Source organism: Thioalkalivibrio sp. ALE14 (genome assembly GCF_000376845.1).
Lineage (GTDB): Bacteria > Pseudomonadota > Gammaproteobacteria > Ectothiorhodospirales > Ectothiorhodospiraceae > Thioalkalivibrio.
In genome coordinates this window covers 162987-180877 of record NZ_AQXY01000030.1, presented here as the reverse complement: position 1 = coordinate 180877, position 17891 = coordinate 162987, and the positions used below count along the sequence as shown (strand labels likewise).

16 protein-coding genes are annotated in these 17891 nt (G+C 66.4%); 15 read left to right on the top strand and 1 reads right to left on the bottom strand.

The window, feature by feature from the left end; genetic code table 11:
• The first annotated feature begins 64 nt into the window (after positions 1-64).
• From polA to F572_RS0111995, 3 genes are read left to right on the top strand one after another with little or no spacing between them, the layout of a single operon-like run.
• The gene (polA, locus tag F572_RS0112005; protein WP_017942968.1) at positions 65-2767 is read left to right on the top strand and encodes a DNA polymerase I; all 2703 of its coding nucleotides are present in this window, start codon (positions 65-67) and stop codon (positions 2765-2767) included.
• Positions 2768-3286 carry a hypothetical protein gene (locus F572_RS0112000; protein WP_017942969.1) on the top strand — a complete coding sequence of 173 codons (519 nt, stop codon included), beginning with the start codon at positions 2768-2770 and terminating at the stop codon, positions 3284-3286.
• An 11-nt stretch (positions 3287-3297) separates the two neighbouring features.
• Positions 3298-3945, top strand: coding sequence for an SCO family protein (locus F572_RS0111995; protein WP_017942970.1), 648 nt, complete (start codon positions 3298-3300; stop codon positions 3943-3945).
• Between the two features lie 254 nt (positions 3946-4199).
• Here F572_RS0111995 and yihA read toward each other — a convergent pair whose 3' ends face one another.
• Positions 4200-4829 (bottom strand): ribosome biogenesis GTP-binding protein YihA/YsxC, encoded by a 630-nt coding sequence (gene yihA, locus F572_RS0111990; RefSeq protein ID WP_017942971.1) that lies wholly within the window; start codon positions 4827-4829, stop codon positions 4200-4202.
• A gap of 173 nt (positions 4830-5002) precedes the next feature.
• Here yihA and F572_RS0111985 point away from each other — a divergent pair, with 173 nt between their 5' ends.
• The 12 genes from F572_RS0111985 (at position 5003) to F572_RS0111930 (ending at position 17887) form a co-directional block, all read left to right on the top strand.
• A complete protein-coding gene (locus tag F572_RS0111985) occupies positions 5003-5626 on the top strand; it encodes a cytochrome c (protein ID WP_017942972.1) in 624 nt (207 codons plus the stop codon).
• Between the two features lie 263 nt (positions 5627-5889).
• Positions 5890-7956 carry a cytochrome c biogenesis protein ResB gene (locus F572_RS0111980; protein WP_017942973.1) on the top strand — a complete coding sequence of 689 codons (2067 nt, stop codon included), beginning with the start codon at positions 5890-5892 and terminating at the stop codon, positions 7954-7956.
• A 26-nt stretch (positions 7957-7982) separates the two neighbouring features.
• Positions 7983-9155: a c-type cytochrome biogenesis protein CcsB gene (gene ccsB, locus F572_RS0111975; protein ID WP_017942974.1), complete on the top strand. Its 1173-nt coding sequence runs from the start codon at positions 7983-7985 to the stop codon at positions 9153-9155.
• Complete coding sequence (locus F572_RS0111970; protein ID WP_017942975.1) at positions 9156-9788, top strand: thiol:disulfide interchange protein DsbA/DsbL; 633 nt, start codon at positions 9156-9158, stop codon at positions 9786-9788.
• Between the two features lie 27 nt (positions 9789-9815).
• Positions 9816-11456, top strand: coding sequence for an acetolactate synthase large subunit (locus F572_RS0111965; protein ID WP_017942976.1), 1641 nt, complete (start codon positions 9816-9818; stop codon positions 11454-11456).
• Positions 11457-11493: 37 nt separating this feature from the next.
• Positions 11494-12375, top strand: a complete 882-nt coding sequence (locus F572_RS0111960) for an endonuclease/exonuclease/phosphatase family protein (RefSeq protein WP_017942977.1) — start codon at positions 11494-11496, stop codon at positions 12373-12375.
• A gap of 90 nt (positions 12376-12465) precedes the next feature.
• Positions 12466-13752 (top strand): GGDEF domain-containing protein, encoded by a 1287-nt coding sequence (locus F572_RS0111955; RefSeq protein ID WP_017942978.1) that lies wholly within the window; start codon positions 12466-12468, stop codon positions 13750-13752.
• A gap of 19 nt (positions 13753-13771) precedes the next feature.
• Positions 13772-14662 carry a PfkB family carbohydrate kinase gene (locus F572_RS0111950; RefSeq protein ID WP_017942979.1) on the top strand — a complete coding sequence of 297 codons (891 nt, stop codon included), beginning with the start codon at positions 13772-13774 and terminating at the stop codon, positions 14660-14662.
• Between the two features lie 129 nt (positions 14663-14791).
• The gene (locus tag F572_RS0111945; RefSeq protein WP_017942980.1) at positions 14792-15166 is read left to right on the top strand and encodes a hypothetical protein; all 375 of its coding nucleotides are present in this window, start codon (positions 14792-14794) and stop codon (positions 15164-15166) included.
• Positions 15167-15234: 68 nt separating this feature from the next.
• A complete protein-coding gene (locus F572_RS0111940) occupies positions 15235-15687 on the top strand; it encodes a hypothetical protein (protein ID WP_017942981.1) in 453 nt (150 codons plus the stop codon).
• A gap of 121 nt (positions 15688-15808) precedes the next feature.
• Positions 15809-17362, top strand: coding sequence for an FMN-binding glutamate synthase family protein (locus F572_RS0111935; RefSeq protein ID WP_017942982.1), 1554 nt, complete (start codon positions 15809-15811; stop codon positions 17360-17362).
• Between the two features lie 159 nt (positions 17363-17521).
• Positions 17522-17887 (top strand): gamma-butyrobetaine hydroxylase-like domain-containing protein, encoded by a 366-nt coding sequence (locus F572_RS0111930; protein WP_012981520.1) that lies wholly within the window; start codon positions 17522-17524, stop codon positions 17885-17887.
• Positions 17888-17891: the final 4 nt, after the last annotated feature.

Here is a 17891-nt window from a genome sequence, read left to right as displayed (position 1 = left end):
AAATGGTCGCGGCACGGGCCGGGCCTGTAGAATGGCGCGCGTTCCCTGTCCGGATTCCGCCTTCATGTCGCAAGCGCCCCTTGTCCTGGTCGACGGCTCGTCGTATCTGTTTCGCGCCTTCCATGCGCTGCCGCCGCTGACCGCGCCCGACGGCGCCCCGACCGGCGCGATGATTGGCGTGGCCAACATGCTGCGCAAGCTGCGCGCGGACTACGGCCCCGAGAACATGGCGGTAGTCTTTGACGCCAAGGGCAAGACCTTCCGCGACGACATCTACCCCGAATACAAGGCCACGCGCCCGCCGATGCCGGACGAGCTGGCGGCGCAGATCGAGCCCCTGCACGAGCTGGTCCGGGCGATGGGCCTGCCGCTTCTGTGCGTCGAGGGCGTGGAGGCCGACGACGTGATCGCGACCCTGGCCGACCAGGCCGCGCGCGCCGGGCACGACGTGGTGATCTCCACCGGCGACAAGGACCTCGCCCAGCTGGTGGATGACCGCATCACGCTGGTCAACACCATGAGCGGCGTCACGCTGGACCCCGATGGTGTGCAGGAGAAGTTCGGCGTCGCCCCGGGGCAGATTGTCGACTACCTCGCGCTGATGGGCGACAGCGTCGACAACATCCCGGGCGTGGACAAGGTCGGGCCCAAGACCGCGGCCAAGTGGATCGCGAAGTACGGCGATCTCGACACCATCCTCGAACAGGCCGACGACATCGGCGGCAAGATCGGCGAGAACCTGCGCGCGGCCGCCGACCGGCTCCCCACCTCGCGCGAGCTGATCACGGTCAAGCGCGATGTCGAGCTGGAGGTCGGCCCCGACGACCTCACCATCCAGGAACCGGACCACGAGCGTCTGCTGGAAATGGTGCGCCGCTACGGCTTCACCCGCTGGCGCGCGGAGCTGGAGAACGGCAACGGCGAGACCGCCGGCGACAACCCGGGGCGAACGCAGGGAAAAGGGGACTACCGGACGATTCGCGAAGAGGCCGCGCTTGCGCCGCTGCTGGAGCGCCTGGAGAAGGCCGCCCGGGTCGCCTTCGATACCGAGACCACCAGCCTGGATGCCATGCGGGCCGAACTGGTCGGCATGTCCTTCGCGTTCGAGCCGGGTACCGCGTACTACCTGCCACTGGCCCACACCGGACCAGACGCCGATCCACAGCTGCCCTTCGACGACACACTTAAGCGGCTGAAGCCGTGGCTGGAGTCCGACACCCACGGCAAGCTGGGCCACCACCTGAAGTACGACCGCAACGTGCTCGGCAATCATGGCATCACCCTGCGCGGCATCGTCGACGACACGCTGCTGGAGTCGTTCTGCCTGGACGCCGGGGCCAACCGCCACGACCTCGACTCGCTGGCCGAGCGCCATCTGGACTACAAGACCACGCACTACGAAGACGTCGCCGGCAAGGGCGCCAAGCAGATCCCGTTTGCCGAGGTGGATATCGGCATCGCCACCGACTACGCCGGCGAGGACGCCGATATCTGTCTGCAACTGGACGCCGTGTTCCAGCCGCGTCTGAACGAGGCGGAAGGCCCGGCCTTCGTCTACCGCGAAATCGAGATGCCGCTGGTGCCCGTGCTGGCGGATATCGAGCGCGTCGGCGTGAAGGTGGACCCGGACCTGCTGGGCGAGCAGAGCCAGGAACTGCTGAGCGAGATGGAGCGCATCGAGCGCGAGGCCTTCACGGAGGCCGGCGGCGAGTTCAACCTCGGCTCGCCCAAGCAGATCCAGGAGATCCTGTTCGAGCGCCTGGGCCTGCCGGTGCTGCGACGCACCCCCAAGGGCCAGCCCTCCACCGCCGAGGACGTGCTGGAGCAGATGGCCGACGACTACGCCCTGCCGCGCCTGATCCTCGAGCACCGCGGCCTGTCCAAGCTGCGCAGCACCTACACCGAGACCCTGCCCCGGCGCATCCACCCCGAAACCGGGCGCGTGCACACCTCCTACCACCAGGCCGGCGCGGCCACCGGGCGTCTGTCATCGTCGGAGCCCAACCTGCAGAACATCCCGGTGCGCACCGAGGCCGGCCGGCGCATTCGCCGCGCGTTCATCGCCGAGAAGGGCCACCAGCTGCTGGCGGCCGACTATTCGCAGATCGAGCTGCGCATCATGGCCCACCTGTCTCAGGACGCGGGCCTGCTGAAAGCCTTCGCGGAGGGTCAGGACATCCACCGCGCAACCGCTGCCGAGGTCTTCGGGCTGGAGCCGGACCAGGTCTCCAGTGACCAGCGCCGCGCGGCCAAGGCGATCAACTTCGGCCTGATCTATGGCATGTCCGCCTGGGGGCTGGCGCGCAACCTCGGCATCGAGCAGGGCGAGGCGCGCGACTACATCGACCGCTATTTCAACCGCTATCCCGGCGTGCACGACTACATGGAGCGGGCACGTGCCAGCGGGCGCGAGAACGGCTATGTCGAGACGCTGTTCGGCCGCCGCCTGTACCTGCCGGAGATCAACAGCCGCAACGGCGCCCGGCGCCAGCAGTCCGAGCGCGTCGCGATCAATGCCCCGATGCAGGGTTCGGCCGCCGACATCATCAAGCGCGCAATGGTGCGCGTCGCCAACGATCTCGCGGACTCGAATATCGACGCCCGCATGATCATGCAGGTCCACGACGAACTGGTGTTCGAGGTGGCCGATGCGGCCGTGGAAGACCTGACCACGCTCGTGCGCAAGGCGATGAGCGGCGCCGCCGAGCTCGATGTGGAGCTGGTGGTGGATGTCGGCACCGGCGCCAACTGGGACGACGCGCACTAGATGGCCGGCTCGCTTGCGAAGGGTTTCAACCGGGTCGCCCCCTGGCTGGTCGCGGTCCTGCTGCTGGCGACGGCCTGGGTGCTGGCCGATCGCTATCTGGACACCGGCGGTTCCGGAGGTATCACTATCGTCCAGCCGGACGACTGCGACCTGAACGCGGCCCCCTGCAGCGCCCCCCATCCGGCGGGGGGCACGCTGACCCTGGCGATCACGCCGCGCCCGGTGCCGATGCTGCAACCGCTGGGCCTGACCCTGGAGCTGGATGCGGCGGCCCGCGCCAGCCTCGGCGAGCCCGAGGCCCTGGAGCTGGACCTGGCCGGGGTGGAGATGTACATGGGCTTCCAGCGCCCGCGACTGGAACATACCGGCGACGGCCGCTACACCGGCGAGACGACGCTGCCCATCTGCACCACCGAGGCCATGACCTGGGCCGCCACCGTAATGCCTGCGGGCGACCCCGATGCGGCCCGGGTCCAGTTCCGCTTCGTCACCCGCCGCAGCCACGGCGAGACACCCTGAGGGAGACCGACATGCAGCGTATTCCGCTGAGCAGCCTGTTATGGGGCCTGGCCGTGCTGGCGGCCGGTGCCCTGCTCGTCTTTGTGATGCTCCGCCCGGCACCGCCGCCCGTGTCCCAGGGGGCCGACCACGAACGCCTGCCGGTGGCCGATGCGGTATCCGGCGGGCCGATCGAACTGCCGGTATCCACCGAGGGCGACCGGTTCCGGCTCGCGGACCTGGAAGGGCAATACGTCTGGGTGTACTTCGGCTACACCGCCTGTCCGGATGCCTGCCCAACCAGCCTGGGCTGGATCAGCGCCGCGCTGGATCGCCTGCCCCCGGAACTGGAAGACAAGGTGGCCGCGGTACTGGTGAGCGTCGACCCGGAACGCGACGACGCCCAGCGCCTGGAGACCTATGTCGGGCATTTCCACCCGGCCATCCAGGCGGCTACGGGATCCCACGAGGAGCTGCAGCCGATCACGCAGCGCTACGGAGTGTTTTACGAACGCACCGAAATCGACTCGGCCATGGGTTACGTGGTGGATCACAGCTCGTCCACATACCTGGTCGGACCGCAAGGCGAGCTGCTGGAGATCTACCCGCACGGAACGCCGGCCGGCGAGCTGGTGCACGGTCTGCAGCAGCACATGGAAGTGGGCAGGGATCAGGAATAAGCCTTGCGGCGCGGGGGCCCGCCCGCAAAGATGGATTCTGTGAAAAATTTCGCAATCCTGATGCATCCGGCCGGAACTTTGGCCGCGCACCGCTTTCTCATTCAATGAGCGCTCTAGCCCAGCGCGGCCCGCTTCTCTCCCTGAGCGGGCAATAGGCCTCTCTCCCCCCTGTAGAGGCCGAAATTAGCCCCGGTCCCACCCCAAGGCCGGGGCTTCTTTTTGTCTGGGTTTCGCGAGACGCGGGGACGCGGGCCTCACTCGGCCGCAAGGCCGCCCGCATCGTGCTCGGCCAGCCAGTCGCCCAGGAGGCCGCGCAGGTCATCGACGCCCTGGTTCTTCAGCGAGGAAAACGTCTGCAGGGTCGCTTCCACGCCCATGGCCTCCAGCTCGCCGTGCGCCTTGCGCAACTGGCGATCGGCCTCCTGGCGCGAGAGCTTGTCCGCCTTGGTCAGCAGGCAGTGCAGCCGGCAGCGCTCCAGCGGGACCCAATCCAGCAGCTGGCGATCCAGCTCGGTCAGCGGGCGGCGAATATCCATGATCAGGACCAGACCGATCAGGCACTGGCGCTTTTGCAGGTAGCCGCCCAAAAGCTGGTCCCATTCGGCGCGCTTGCCGGCCGAGACCTTCGCGTAGCCATAGCCCGGCAAATCCACCAGCCGCCAGCGCTCGGCGGGCGGCAGGCCGAAGAGGTTGATCTCCTGGGTGCGACCGGGCGTGCGGCCGACCCGCGCCAGCGCCTTGCGACCGCACAAGGCATTCAGCGCGCTGGACTTGCCGGCATTGGAACGTCCGGCGAAGGCGATCTCGACGCCCTGGTCCATCGGCAACTGGTTCAGCTGGGCTACGCCCTGCAGGAAGGTGGTCTCGCGAAATTGGGGCTGCATAAGAGGGGGGGCTCGCCGGAGTCCTTTTGGCCGAGTACAGGGCTCGGTATATTTTTGAGCACAAATTAGCATTGTGCTATAAACTGCGCCCCTTATGTTGATCGCCCTGCCACGGGGCACAAGGAACGCGGGTCCGACCCGGCACGCATTTACATGCAGGAGAATCTTCGATCATGAACCACAAGCTTTCCGCTCTCTTTGCTGCCCTGTCCGTATCCCTGCTGCTTCCGCTGTCGGCGGCCCAGGCGGGCGATCCCCAGCGCGGCCAGGGACTCTCCCAAGCCTGCGCGGCCTGCCACCAGGCGGACGGTAACAGCGTCAACCCGGAATGGCCCAAGCTCGCTGGCCAGCATCCGAAATACACCACCAAGCAGCTGCAGGACTACAAGTCCGGTCGCCGCGAGAACGCGCTGATGTCCGGCCAGGTCGCCAACCTGGACGAGCAGGACATGCGCGACCTGGCGGCCTACTTCGCCGAACAGGACATCAGCGCCGGCACCGCCGACGAATCGGTCGTCGAACGCGGCGAGCAGATTTACCGTGGCGGCATCCCGTCGCAGAACGTCGCCGCCTGCATCGCCTGCCACGGCCCGAACGGCAACGGCAACCCGGAAGCGATGTTCCCGGCCGTCGCCAGCCAGCATGCGCAGTACAGCGCCGACCAGCTGCGCTACTTCCGCAGCGGTGACCGCGCCAACGACAATGGCCGCATGATGCGCAACATCGCGCGCAACATGTCCGACGAAGACATCGAGGCCGTGTCGCAGTACATGGCCGGGCTGCAGCCGAGCAACTGAGCCGGCTGCGGGTACGCCGCGCGGGATCGGCGGCGAAGCGACCCAGGGAAGGGGCGGCCTCGGCCGCCCCTTTTTATTGCGCGAAAGAAAAATGCGCTACGCGGGAATGCCGCCGCGAACCGATACGTCATGGTGGGGCGGCGAACTCACGGACCTGTCGCCGGTCCATCCTCTGGTTGCGAAACGCCCGCGCGGTTTGTCTTGGAAATTGAACGCCCGTCGCATTGCTTCGCATAGTCTTTGAGGCTAAAGCAGGTTTAAGAATGTCGAATAACGATCAGGCCGCAACCGCCGGCCCGGCCCCCGCATCCCGCCAGAAGGCCGCCCGCAAGCCCCGGCGCAGCCGGATCCTCGTCGATTTCATGGGCTCGATGAGCCTGGCGATCACCCTGCTGGTCGCGCTGGCCATCGCATCCGTCATCGGCACCGTCCTGGTCCAGAACGAGCCCTACACCGAATACCTGATCGACTTCGGGCCGTTCTGGCACGAGATCTTCGCCGGGATGGGCCTGTACCAGGTGTATTCCGCCACCTGGTTCCTGCTGGTCGTGGCCTTCCTGGTGATCTCCACATCGTTCTGCGTGTACCGCCAGTCGCCCGGGCTGCTGAAGGATCTGCGCCGCTACAACCTGCAGGTCAAGGAAAAGTCCCTGCGTTCGTTCCATTCGAGCGCCACCGGTGACCTCGACCAGCCGCAGGACGCGTTCGTCCAGCATGCCCACCAGGTACTGAAGGCCCAGGGCTTCAGGGCCCGCGAAAAGACCAGCGAAGGGCAAACCGTGATCGCCGCCATGCGGGGTCGCTGGAACCGTATGGGTTACCTGTTGACCCACGTCGGCATCGTCGTCATCTGCGTGGGTGCGCTGGCCGACGGAACGACCCTCCTCAAGCTCAACGAGTGGCTGGGGAACCTGGAGATCGAGACCCGCAGCGTGCCGATCTCCGAGGTCCCGCGATCGGCGTGGGTGCCGGAGTGGAATCCCTCCTTCCGCGGCTCGGTGGAGATTCCCGAAGGGGCCTCGGCCAACGTAGTCTTCCTGCCCATGCGCGAGGGCTACTACGTGCAGGAACTGCCCTTCCGCATCGAGCTGGAGGAGTTCCGCATCGAACGTTTCTCCACCGGGGCGGAACAGTCATATGAATCCGATCTGGTGATCCACGATCCGAACCGCGACGAACCGCTGCGGCATACCATCTCGGTCAACCACCCGCTGATCTACAACGGCTACGCGATCTACCAGGCCAGCTTCGCCGACGGTGGCACCCGACTGGATATCGACGCCATCCCGCTGGGCGCCGAAGCCCTGCAGGAACTGGAAGTGCCGGGGCGCGTGTTCCAGGAGATCGAGGTCCCCACTCCGGCCGGCGATACCCGGACCATCGAGTTCACCAATTTCCAGTCGGAGAATGTGGTGCCGCTCCTGAACGAGGAAGGCGTCCGCGAGAACCGGCAGATGGGTCCGAGCTTCGACTTCCGCCTGATGGACCGCACCGGCCACGGACTCTATTACCGCAACTACCAGCGCCCGGCCCTGCAGGAAGGCGCGATGTACTTCCTCAGCGGCGTGCGCGAGAGCCCGGCCGACGAGTTCCACTACCTGTTCCTGCCGGCCGACGCCGACGACTCGCTGGAGCGCTTCCGCACCTACCTGGCCATGCTGCACAACACCGAGGTGCGCAACGAAATTGCCCGCCAGGTCGCGCGTGACGACGACTCGGTGCCCAACGAGCAGAGCCAGGCCATCGCTCGGACCACGGCCGAGCTGATGGGCCTGTTCGCCGAGGGCGGCTATATGGCCGTGCACGAAGAGATCGAGCGCCGCGTGCCGGCCGACCGCATCGACGAGGTGCGCGACCTGATGATCCGCATCCTCCACGCCGGCCTCCAGGGGCTGTACATGGAGGTCCTGCAGGACGAGGGTGTGGTCTCGATCCAGGAAGAGGAACAGCGCTTCCTGGAAGACACGATCTCGGCGATCAACGCGATCAGCCTGTATCAGTCACCGTTCTTCTTCCACCTGAAGGACTTCGAGCACCGCGAGGCCTCGGGCCTGCAGATCGCCCGCGCACCGGGCCAGAGCACGGTCTACGCCGGCAGCACCATGCTGATCATCGGGATCTTCCTGCTGTTCTACGTGTCGTACCAGCGTCTGTGGATCATGGCGCGGCGGCGCGATGATGGCGAGGGCACCCACGTGGTGATGGCCGGCACCAGCAACCGCCATCAGGTGGAATTCGAGGAACGTTTCGCGCATCTTAAGCGGTGGATCATCGACCAGAAGCCGGTCGGTTCGGACCCGCAACGCGAAGACCAAAACAAGAACGCATGACCCGCAAGTAGTCGGAGGAGCACACCATGTCAGTACCCCACGAGGCCCTGGATTTCGAACGGCCCGGTTTCTTCCGGCAACTTCAGTTGCGCGACTGGGCCTACTTTGCCCTGATGGCCGCCGTGGCGGTGATCTCGCTGACGTTCTACGGCGAGAACATGGACCGCTACGACATCGGCGGGTTGATCCTCGCCGTCGGCACCAGCGCCTGGATGGGCTGGTTCTGGCGTCCGTGGCAGGCCTTCTCGATCATCGTCGGGGTGCTGGCCCTGTTTGGCATCTGGCTCTACGGCGACAACCTGGCCGCCAACGAGACCAACTTCTGGCTGAACTACATCGGCTCCGGCCAGGCCGGCGTGATGTGGATGAGCGTGTTCCTCTACCTCTCCACCGTCGCCTATCTGATGGGGCTTTTCTCCAGCTCCGATTTCCCGTCCCGCGTAGGCGCCGCCTTCGCCTGGGTAGGCGCGGGTGCCGGCGCGATGGCACTACTGGTGCGCTGGCGCGAGATCTACCTGACCGACCCGACCTGGGGCTACATCCCCGTTGCCAACCTCTACGAGGTCTTCATCCTGTTCGCAGCGCTGACCACGCTGATGTACCTGTATTACGAACAGCGCACCGGCTCGCGCAACATGGGTGCCTTCGTCATGCTGGTCATCGCGGCCTCTGTGACCTTCCTGCTGTGGTACATGTTCGACCGTGAAGCGCATGTGGTCGAGCCCCTGGTGCCGGCGCTGAACAGCTGGTGGATGAAGATCCACGTGCCCACGAACTTCGTCGGCTACGGCGGCTTCGCCATCGCCGCGATGCTGGGCGTGGCCTTCCTGATCCGGAACCGGCTGGACCGGACCCGGCCCGACGCGGCCATCACCCGGCGCATCCCGAGCACGGATACGCTGGACAGCGTGATGTACAAGGCCATTGCCATCGGCTTCGCGTTCTTCACCATCGCCACCGTACTGGGCGCGATGTGGGCCGCCGAGGCCTGGGGCGGCTACTGGTCCTGGGATCCGAAGGAGACCTGGGCCCTGATCGTCTGGCTGAACTACGCGGCCTGGCTGCACATGCGCTTTACCAAGGGCTGGCGCGGCCCGACTATGGCCTGGTGGGCGATCGTGGGGCTGTTCATCACCACCTTCGCGTTCCTGGGCGTGAACATGTTCCTGTCCGGCCTGCACTCCTACGGAGAACTCTAAATGAAGCGTCGTGAATTCATGGGCGCCCTGGGCGGCGCCGGCCTGCTCCTCGCCACCGGCACCAGCCTCGCGGCCGACTTCCGCGAGGGCCAGCACTACCGGGCCATCCAGCCGCCGCTGGACACCGGCCTGGAGGATGGGAAGATCCAGGTGGTCGAGATCTTCTGGTACGGCTGCCCGCACTGCTACCAGTTCGAGCCCAAGGTCCAGGCGTGGAAGCCGAATCTGGCGGACGACGTGCAGTTCGAATACCTGCCGGCACCGATGAACGATGTCTGGGCGCTGCATGCCCGGGTGTACTACACCGCCGAGAAGCTGGGCGTGCTGGACGAGGTCCACCAGGCGTTCTACGACGCGATCCACGACCAGGGCCGTCAGCTGCGTTCGGAAAGCGCGATCCTGCGCTTCATCGACCAGCGCGGTCTGGACGCGGACGAGTTCCGCGAAACCATGCGCTCGGACGCAATCCGGCGCCGGATCGTCGAGGCCACCGAGGCCGTGCAGGACTACGGCGTCGGCGGTGTACCCACGCTGGTCATCAATGGCGAGGCCATCGTGTCCGCCAGCATGGCCGGCGGGCACGACGAGATGCTGGAGGTTGCCGACTACCTGATCGAACGTGCTCGCGGCTAGCCCGGGCTCGTTCGTGCGGGCGTGTCCATGAGCGACCCGACCACCGCCCAGCGCCTGGTCGAGTGCCTCGAGCAGGAAGGCGTCGAACGCATCTTCGGCCTCCCGGGCGAGGAGAACATGGCCGTTCTCGACGCCCTGGCCGACTCCTCCATCGAGTTCGTGACCACGCGCCACGAACAGGGCGCGGCCTTCATGGCCGATGTCCATGGCCGACTTTCCGGCAAGGCAGGCGTCTGCCTGGCCACCCTGGGGCCCGGGGCCACCAACCTGATCACCGGCGTCGCCGACGCCAACATGGATCATGCCCCGCTCGTGGCGATCGCCGGTCAGGCGAGCACCCATCGCCTGCACAAGGAGTCCCACCAGGTCCTGGACCTGAAGGGGCTGTTCCAGCCGATCACCAAGTACAGCTCCAGCGTCGTCGAGCCCGAAATCCTCCCGGAGATCGTACGCAAAGCCTTCAAGTGGGCCGAGGGGGGCAAGCCCGGTGCCAGCTTCCTGGAACTACCGGAAAACATCGCCTCGATGCCCTGCCCGAATCCACCGCTGCCGGTCCATTCGGGTCCTGCCGCCGTTCCCGCCGAGGCCTCCCTGGAGGCCGCCGCACGGCTGTTGAACGAGGCCCGCCACCCGTTGATTCTCGCCGGCAACGGCGTGATCCGTTCCGGTGCCAGCGGCGCCCTGGCCACGCTGGCCAGCGCCCTGAATATACCGGTAGCCAACACCTTCATGGCCAAGGGCGTGCTCCCGTTCCGCCACCCGCTGGCGCTGGGCTCGGTCGGCCTGCAAAGCCAGGATTTCGTGAACTTCGGCTTCCACAAGGCCGACGTGATCGTCTGCATCGGCTACGACCTGGTGGAATACCCCCCCAGCTTCTGGCACCCGGATGGCGACCGCACCCTGATCCACGTCGACTCGGCCCCGGCCGAGATCGACGGGCACTACAACGTCACCGCCGAGGTCCTCGGGGACCTGACGACCTGTCTGCACCGCCTGTCCGAACAGGTGAGCCCGCGCGAGGAGACCATCCTGCGCCCACTGCGCCAGAGCCTGATCGCGGACATGAACGAGCACCGTGACGACACCCAGGTACCGCTCAAGCCGCAAAAGCTGATCTGGGACCTGCGCACGGCCGCCGACCTCGACGCGATCATGATCACCGACGTGGGCGCCCACAAGCTCTGGATGGCGCGCATGTTCCGCTGCGAACTGCCCAATACCTGCCTGATCTCCAACGGGTTCGCCAGCATGGGGATCGCACTGCCGGGCGCCATTGCCGCCGCGAAGCTGCATCCCGAACGCCAGGTGGTCGCCGTGACCGGCGATGCCGGCTTCCTGATGAACGTACAGGAGCTCGAAACCGCCGTGCGCCTGGGGCTGAACTTCGTCGTCCTGATCTGGAACGACAATGCCTACGGCCTGATCGAGTGGAAACAGGTGCGCGAGTACGGGCGCAAGGCCTTCGTCGAGTTCGGCAATCCGGATTTCGTGCAGCTGGCCCGGTCGTTCGGCGCCCATGGCGTACGCATCGAGCCGGGCGACAGCCTGGAGATGGCCCTGCGCGAGGCCCTGGTGAAGCCGGGCGTGACCGTGATCGACTGTCCGGTCGACTACAGCGAGAACATGAAGCTGACGGAACGTTTGGGCGAACTGGTTTGTCCATTCTGACAATACGGACTTCCCCGCCAGCAGGAGAACGCCCGCGATGACCCCGATCGCGACCGCCCCCGAACGGACTCCCCCCCCCGAGGACCAGGGTACGGCACAACCGGGCTCATCGGCCCCGGAACAACTGGGCTACCAGCACGAACCGGACAGTCAGCGCCTGCGGCTTCTCAGCTTCAATGCCCAGGTGGGCATCCACTCCTCCCGGCTGCACCACTACGTCACCAATAGCTGGAAACACGTGCTTCCCTACGGCGGGCGAATGGACAACCTGGACCGGGTCGCCCGGTTCATATCGGAGTTCGACATCGTCGGCGTGCAGGAACTGGACGGCGGCAGCATCCGCAGCAACTTCGTCGACCTGGCGTCCTATCTTTCCGAACGGGCCCAGTTCCCGTACACCTACAACCGCATCAACCGCGACCTCGGCCAGTTCGCCAAGCACTCGCTTGCCCTGTTCTCGCGCCTGGAGCCCGATCGCGTCGAGATGCACCGCCTGCCCGGCGCGCTGCCCGGCCGCGGCGCGATCGAGGCGCACTATGCGATGGGCGATGGCGAGGAGCTGGTGCTGTTCCTGTTGCACCTCGCGCTCGGCAAACGCACCCGCAAGTCCCAGCTGGCCTACGTCGCCGAGCACATCCAGAACCTCCCGCACGCCGTGGTGATGGGCGACCTCAACTGCCAGCAGGACAGCGACGAATTGCGCCAGCTGGTCGCGCGGACCGGACTGATGGAGCCGATGGCCTGCCCCGCGACCTACCCCGCCTGGGACCCGCGCCTGGTGTTCGACCACATCCTGCTGACCCCCGACCTGCATGTCAGCGACGTGCGCGTCTACAACGTCGCCCTGTCCGACCATCTTCCGGTCGGGATCGAGATCGAACTGCCGCAACGCCAGGCCCTTCATGATCCAGCGCATTAAACCGATGCCGATAAAGGGATACGATTCCGGCGGTAGCTTCCGCTTCACTTCCGCGTTTAAATAGGCGCACCCACTTTCCGGGATTTCCCGATGTCCGACAGCGATCTGCGCAAAACCATCATCGATCTCGAACGATCGCTGGAACAGGAACGAACCGTGCAGGACGCTACGCGCCGGGTGGCATTGCGCGCGCTCGCGGTCGTTTCCGCGAAGGTCCCGGCGCTGGAGGGGGCCGTACGCGACCTGACCCGCGCCATTGAATCCGACCCTGGCGACACCGCCTGGCTGGACCGCCTGAGCGGCCAGCTGGCCGATGCCGTACGTTCCAGTGACCAGCGCCAGGATCTGGCCGAGGGCATCCTCGAGGTGGTGCGCCGCGGCCTGCACGGCTTCGAGTTTCTCGACTCCGAGGTGGACGCCCTGGCCCGTGCGGCCGACCGGCGCGACAAGGCGGAGATCGAACGCACCCTCGGGCGCCTGTTCTCGGTGTTGCACGACAAGTGCCAGCAGGCGATGACCGAGCGCGAGGAACTCACCGAGGTCGTCGGCGAGATCTGGCATCGCCTGGAGGACGTCGACACCGCGCTGTCCGAGGACGAGGCGCGCGGCGAGCGCGCCCGCGAATCGGTCTCCGAGCTGCACGCCGGGATCTCCGGCGATGTTGCGCACATCAAGGGTAGGGTCGTCGACGTCGAAGACCTGGCGACCCTGCGTACCGAGGTCACCCGCGGCCTCGACCGCATGGTGGAACGGGTCACCACGTTCCGCGATGAACAGGAAAGCGAACTGCAGACGGCCCTGGAACGCAACCGCGCCCTGCGCTCCAAGGGCCGCAGCCTGGAAGGACAGGTACAGGCATTGCGCACACGGCTGGAACAAGCCCGTGCGGAAGCAACCCGTGACAGCCTGACGGGCCTGCCCAACCGGGCGGCCTTCGAACAACGCCTGGAACAGATTCCCGGGGAGCTGAAAAAGTCCGGTGCCGCATCGCTGCTCGTCTGGGACATCGACCACTTCAAGTCGATCAACGACGAGTACGGCCATACCGCGGGCGACAAGGTCCTGCGCGCGGTCGCCGAGATCCTCGCCGAAGGGGTCCGGGAGCCGGACTTTGTCGCACGCTACGGCGGCGAAGAATTCGTGATGATCCTCTACCGCGAACCCGCGGCCGCCCATACACAGGCGGACACCATCCGCAAGGCCGTCGACCGGCTGATCGTGCGGGCAGGGAATACCCGGCTGAAGGTCACCATCTCCGCGGGTCTCGCCGGCATCAATCCGGCCGCATCGCCGGAGGCGATCTTCGACGCGGCTGACCATGCGCTGCTCCAGGCCAAGAAACGCGGCCGCGACCGTATCGAACGCGCCGCTGACTGACACACTGCAGGGAGCCCCCATGAGCGGCCCATCTCCATCCCACCTGATCTTCGGCGAAGTCCTGTTCGACTGTTTCCCCGACGGTACGCGCGTACTCGGGGGGGCCCCGTTCAATGTCGCCTGGAACCTGCACCAGCTGGGCGAGGCGGCCTGTTTCGTCGGCGGCGTGGGGGACGACGCGGACGGGCGCGACATCCGCGAACACATGGACCGCATCGCGATGGACACGCGAGGCCTGTACCGCCACCCCTCCGCGCCAACGGGCCAGGTCCGCATCGCACTTGAGAATGGCGAGCCGACCTACACCATCGTCCCCGATCAGGCCTACGACGACGTGCCGGCGGACTGGGCGCAGGCGCTCCCCGAGAGTGCCGCACTGCTCTACCACGGCACCCTGGCGCTGCGCTCCGGCAACCGCGACCTGCTGGAACGCCTGCAGGCCCGCGCCCGCCGGCGCTTCGTCGACGTGAACCTGCGCGCCCCGTGGTACGAGCCGGGCGACGTCCTCGCGCTGATGCGCGGGGCCGACGTGGTCAAGCTGAATACCGACGAGGCCGTGACGCTGGCACCGGACGTGGTCGCGCCGGAGCGCCCGGCGGCGCTCCTCGAACGTGCGGCCATCCGCTCCGCGCTGATCATCACCCATGGTGCCGACGGCGCCGGCATCCACACGGCCGACGACCAGCACCACCGCGCCCCGGCGCCCACCGTCGACGGCTTCCGCGACGCCGTGGGCGCCGGCGACGCCTTCGCCAGTGTCGCCATCATCGGCCTCCAACACGACTGGCCGTGGGCGACCACCCTGGAACGCGCGCTCCGGTTCGCGGCCGCCGTCTGCACCCTGCAGGGCGCCACCACCGACGACCCCGCCTTCTACCATCAGGCCACGCGCGACTGGACTCCGGCCTGACACGCCGGGACGGCCGGACACAAAGACCGCACTGCGCGGCATATCCCGCGGATACAGCCCCCTCTACGGTACAGGGCAGGGCGATCAATAACCGATCGCCCATTCGGAAGCCATAGACGAGGCATTGCCATGAATCATTCAACCCGTACACACATCAAGAGTCTGGCGCTGCCTATCGCGCTGGCATTCTCGACCACGGCGAATGCCGACGAGGTCACCCGCATCCACCTGGAACAGCACAACGGCTATTTTGCCGCGCAAGAGACCCTGGCCGACCTGAAGGCCGGCGAATACGAGTTCATCGTCACGAACCAGGCCGGCAAGGTGGCCGGCTTCCAGGTTCAGAACCATCGCACCAACGAAACCCTGGCCATGTTCCCGCTGCAGCCGGGCGAGACCGGATCGGCTCGGGTCACCATCAGCGAGGACGGCTTTCGCTATCGCTGCCCGATCAATCCGACCCCCTGGTACGAACTGGACAACGTCGGCCCGGCCGGCGACTGACTGACCGGCACTTCCGGGCAGCACGGACCATCGCGCTGCCCGGCATTGGCCCGTACAAGGAGTTCCACATGGCCCTGCGACATACCTATTTCTCGGCCGCCGGTTTCAATCCGCTGCCGCATATCGACCGCTGGTTGCATCCCTACCGGCTAGCGGCCGAAGTCACCCTCCGCGAGCGGACCGTCCACGTTTACTGGACCGACCGCGCCCGGCAGGCCCTGGAGGAGCAAGCAACGCCTCTCTATGTCGAGATGCAGCTCTATTTCTCCTGCGTGGTGAAGAAGCGGGTCCTGTTCCACGAGCCACCGCGGCGCTCCGATTTCGTCGAGGTCGTCCCGCAACTGTATGTCCGTGCGAGCACGGTGGAATCCGATGTCTGCTCGCCCGAGGCGTTCGCCGCCGGCTACCCCGCCCGGCGCGAACTTTCCAGCACCGGCGCCCGGCGCATGGTGCCGCGCAACCTGTGGCTGGATTACCAGGGCGGCCAGTGGGTAGGCGAGATGGCCGTCGGCGGGCTCTGAACGCGCCACCCGGACCCTGGGACACGTCTCCCGGACGCTCGACCCTTACGCCCGCGCACCGCTGCGCCAATACTCGGAGACAGATCCAGGCAAACGGGTAACCACCCGAAGAGGGGCCTCCATGGGACAGTCCGGCTGGCTGATGGGCCTGATGGAATTCATGTCGCTGCTGTTCATCTTCGTGGTAGGCAGCATCATCGCCGCGCTGTTGGTGCTCTACGTCATCGACCGCACTCAGCGTACCCAGGCGATCCGCCGAAACTATCCTGTCATCGGGCGGCTGCGCTATCTCCTGGAACACCTCGGCAAGTTCTTTCGCCAGTACTTCTTTGCCATGGACCGCGAAGAGTTGCCCTTCAACCGCTCGCAGCGCAGCTTTATCTACCTCGCCGCCAAGGATCTGGATACCACTTCGGCGTTCGGTTCCACCCGCGATCTCACACCGGTCGGCTCGGTGTTCTTCGTCAACTGCCCCTTCCCCACCCTGGCGACCGACGCCGCTGCCAGCGAGCCGCTCGTGATCGGCCCGCATTGCCCCCACCCCTATGCCGCGCCGTCGCTGTTCAATATCTCCGGGATGAGCTACGGCGCCATCTCGAAGCCCGCAGTGCAGGCCCTCGCACAGGGCGCCGCGCGGGCGGGTTGCTGGCTCAATACCGGTGAGGGCGGCCTGTCGCCCTACCACCTGGAGGCCGGATGCGATCTCGTGTACCAGATCGGCACGGCCAAGTACGGGGTGCGGACCCCGGACGGGCGGCTGGATCATGATCGGCTGCGGGAGATGGCCGCCCTGGCGCCCGTGCGCATGTTCGAGATCAAGCTGAGCCAGGGGGCCAAACCCGGCAAGGGCGGCCTGCTGCCGGGGCGCAAGGTCACCGAGGAGGTCGCACGGATTCGCGGCATCCCCGTCGGGCTAGACTCCGTCAGCCCCAATCGCCATGTCGAGGTCGACAGCGTTCCGGACCTGCTGGACCTGATTGCCGAGGTGCGTGTGACCACCGGCAAACCGACCGGCATCAAGTTCGTGGTTGGCGCCTACGGCTGGCTCGAGACCCTGTGTCAGGAGATCCTCGAACGCGGCCCGGCTTCGGCACCCGACTTCGTGACCGTGGACGGGGCGGACGGCGGCTCCGGCGCCGCCCCCGGGGCGCTGATGGACAGCATGGGGCTGCCATTGCGCGAAAGCCTGCCAATGGTCATCGACATCCTCGAGCGCTACGCGCTGCGCGAGCGCGTCCGTGTGATTGCCTCTGGAAAGCTTGTCACCCCGACCGACGTCGCCTGGGCGCTGTGCGTGGGGGCCGATTTCGCGGTGTCCGCACGCGGCTTCATGTTCGCCCTCGGCTGCATCCAGGCCATGCAGTGCAACAAGGACAGCTGCCCCACGGGCATCACCACCCACAACCCCCGACTGCAGCAAGGCCTGGACCCGACCCGCAAGGCCGTCCGGGTGGCGAACTACGTCCGCAACACCATCCACGAAGTCGAAGTGATCGCGCACTCCTGCGGCGTTCATGAACCACGCGAACTGGAACGCTTCCACGGCCGCATCGTCGCCAGCCACGGCCAGTCGGTCCCGCTGGACGCCTTCTACCCCACATTGCGGGAAATCCACCAGGGCCTTGATGTGCACTCCGGCTCGCCCGGCGCGATGCATCCCGGCGACCACGATTGAGACATGGCGTAGCGTGCGGCACGGGCAGACCCTCGACGCACAGGGAGATGCCACGACAGCGAGCGGGGCTGGTATCCTCGCAGTCCATTACCAGCCACCTTCGTGGTGGCTGAAAGATTCGGACCGGGTTCCCCCGGACCCATGGATGCTGGAGGCCGCATGAGCAGTACGCACCGTCCCACCGATATCCAGTTGCATCAGAAGTCGCGCATCCTGGAACTGACCTATTCCGATGGCTCGCATTTCGAGCTGCCCTGCGAGTTTCTGCGCGTGTACTCGCCCTCGGCCGAGGTGCGCGGACACGGCAAGGGCCAGGAGGTGCTGCAGGTCGGCAAGGAGGATGTGAACATCACCGAGATCGAGCCGGTCGGCAACTATGCGGTGAAGCTCGTGTTCTCCGACGGCCACGACACCGGCATCTATGACTGGGACTACCTGCACGAGCTCGGCACGGACCAGGAGCGTCTGTGGCAGGATTACCTGGATCGGCTGAAAGAGGCCGGGCACGAGCGCAAGACGCACTGACAAC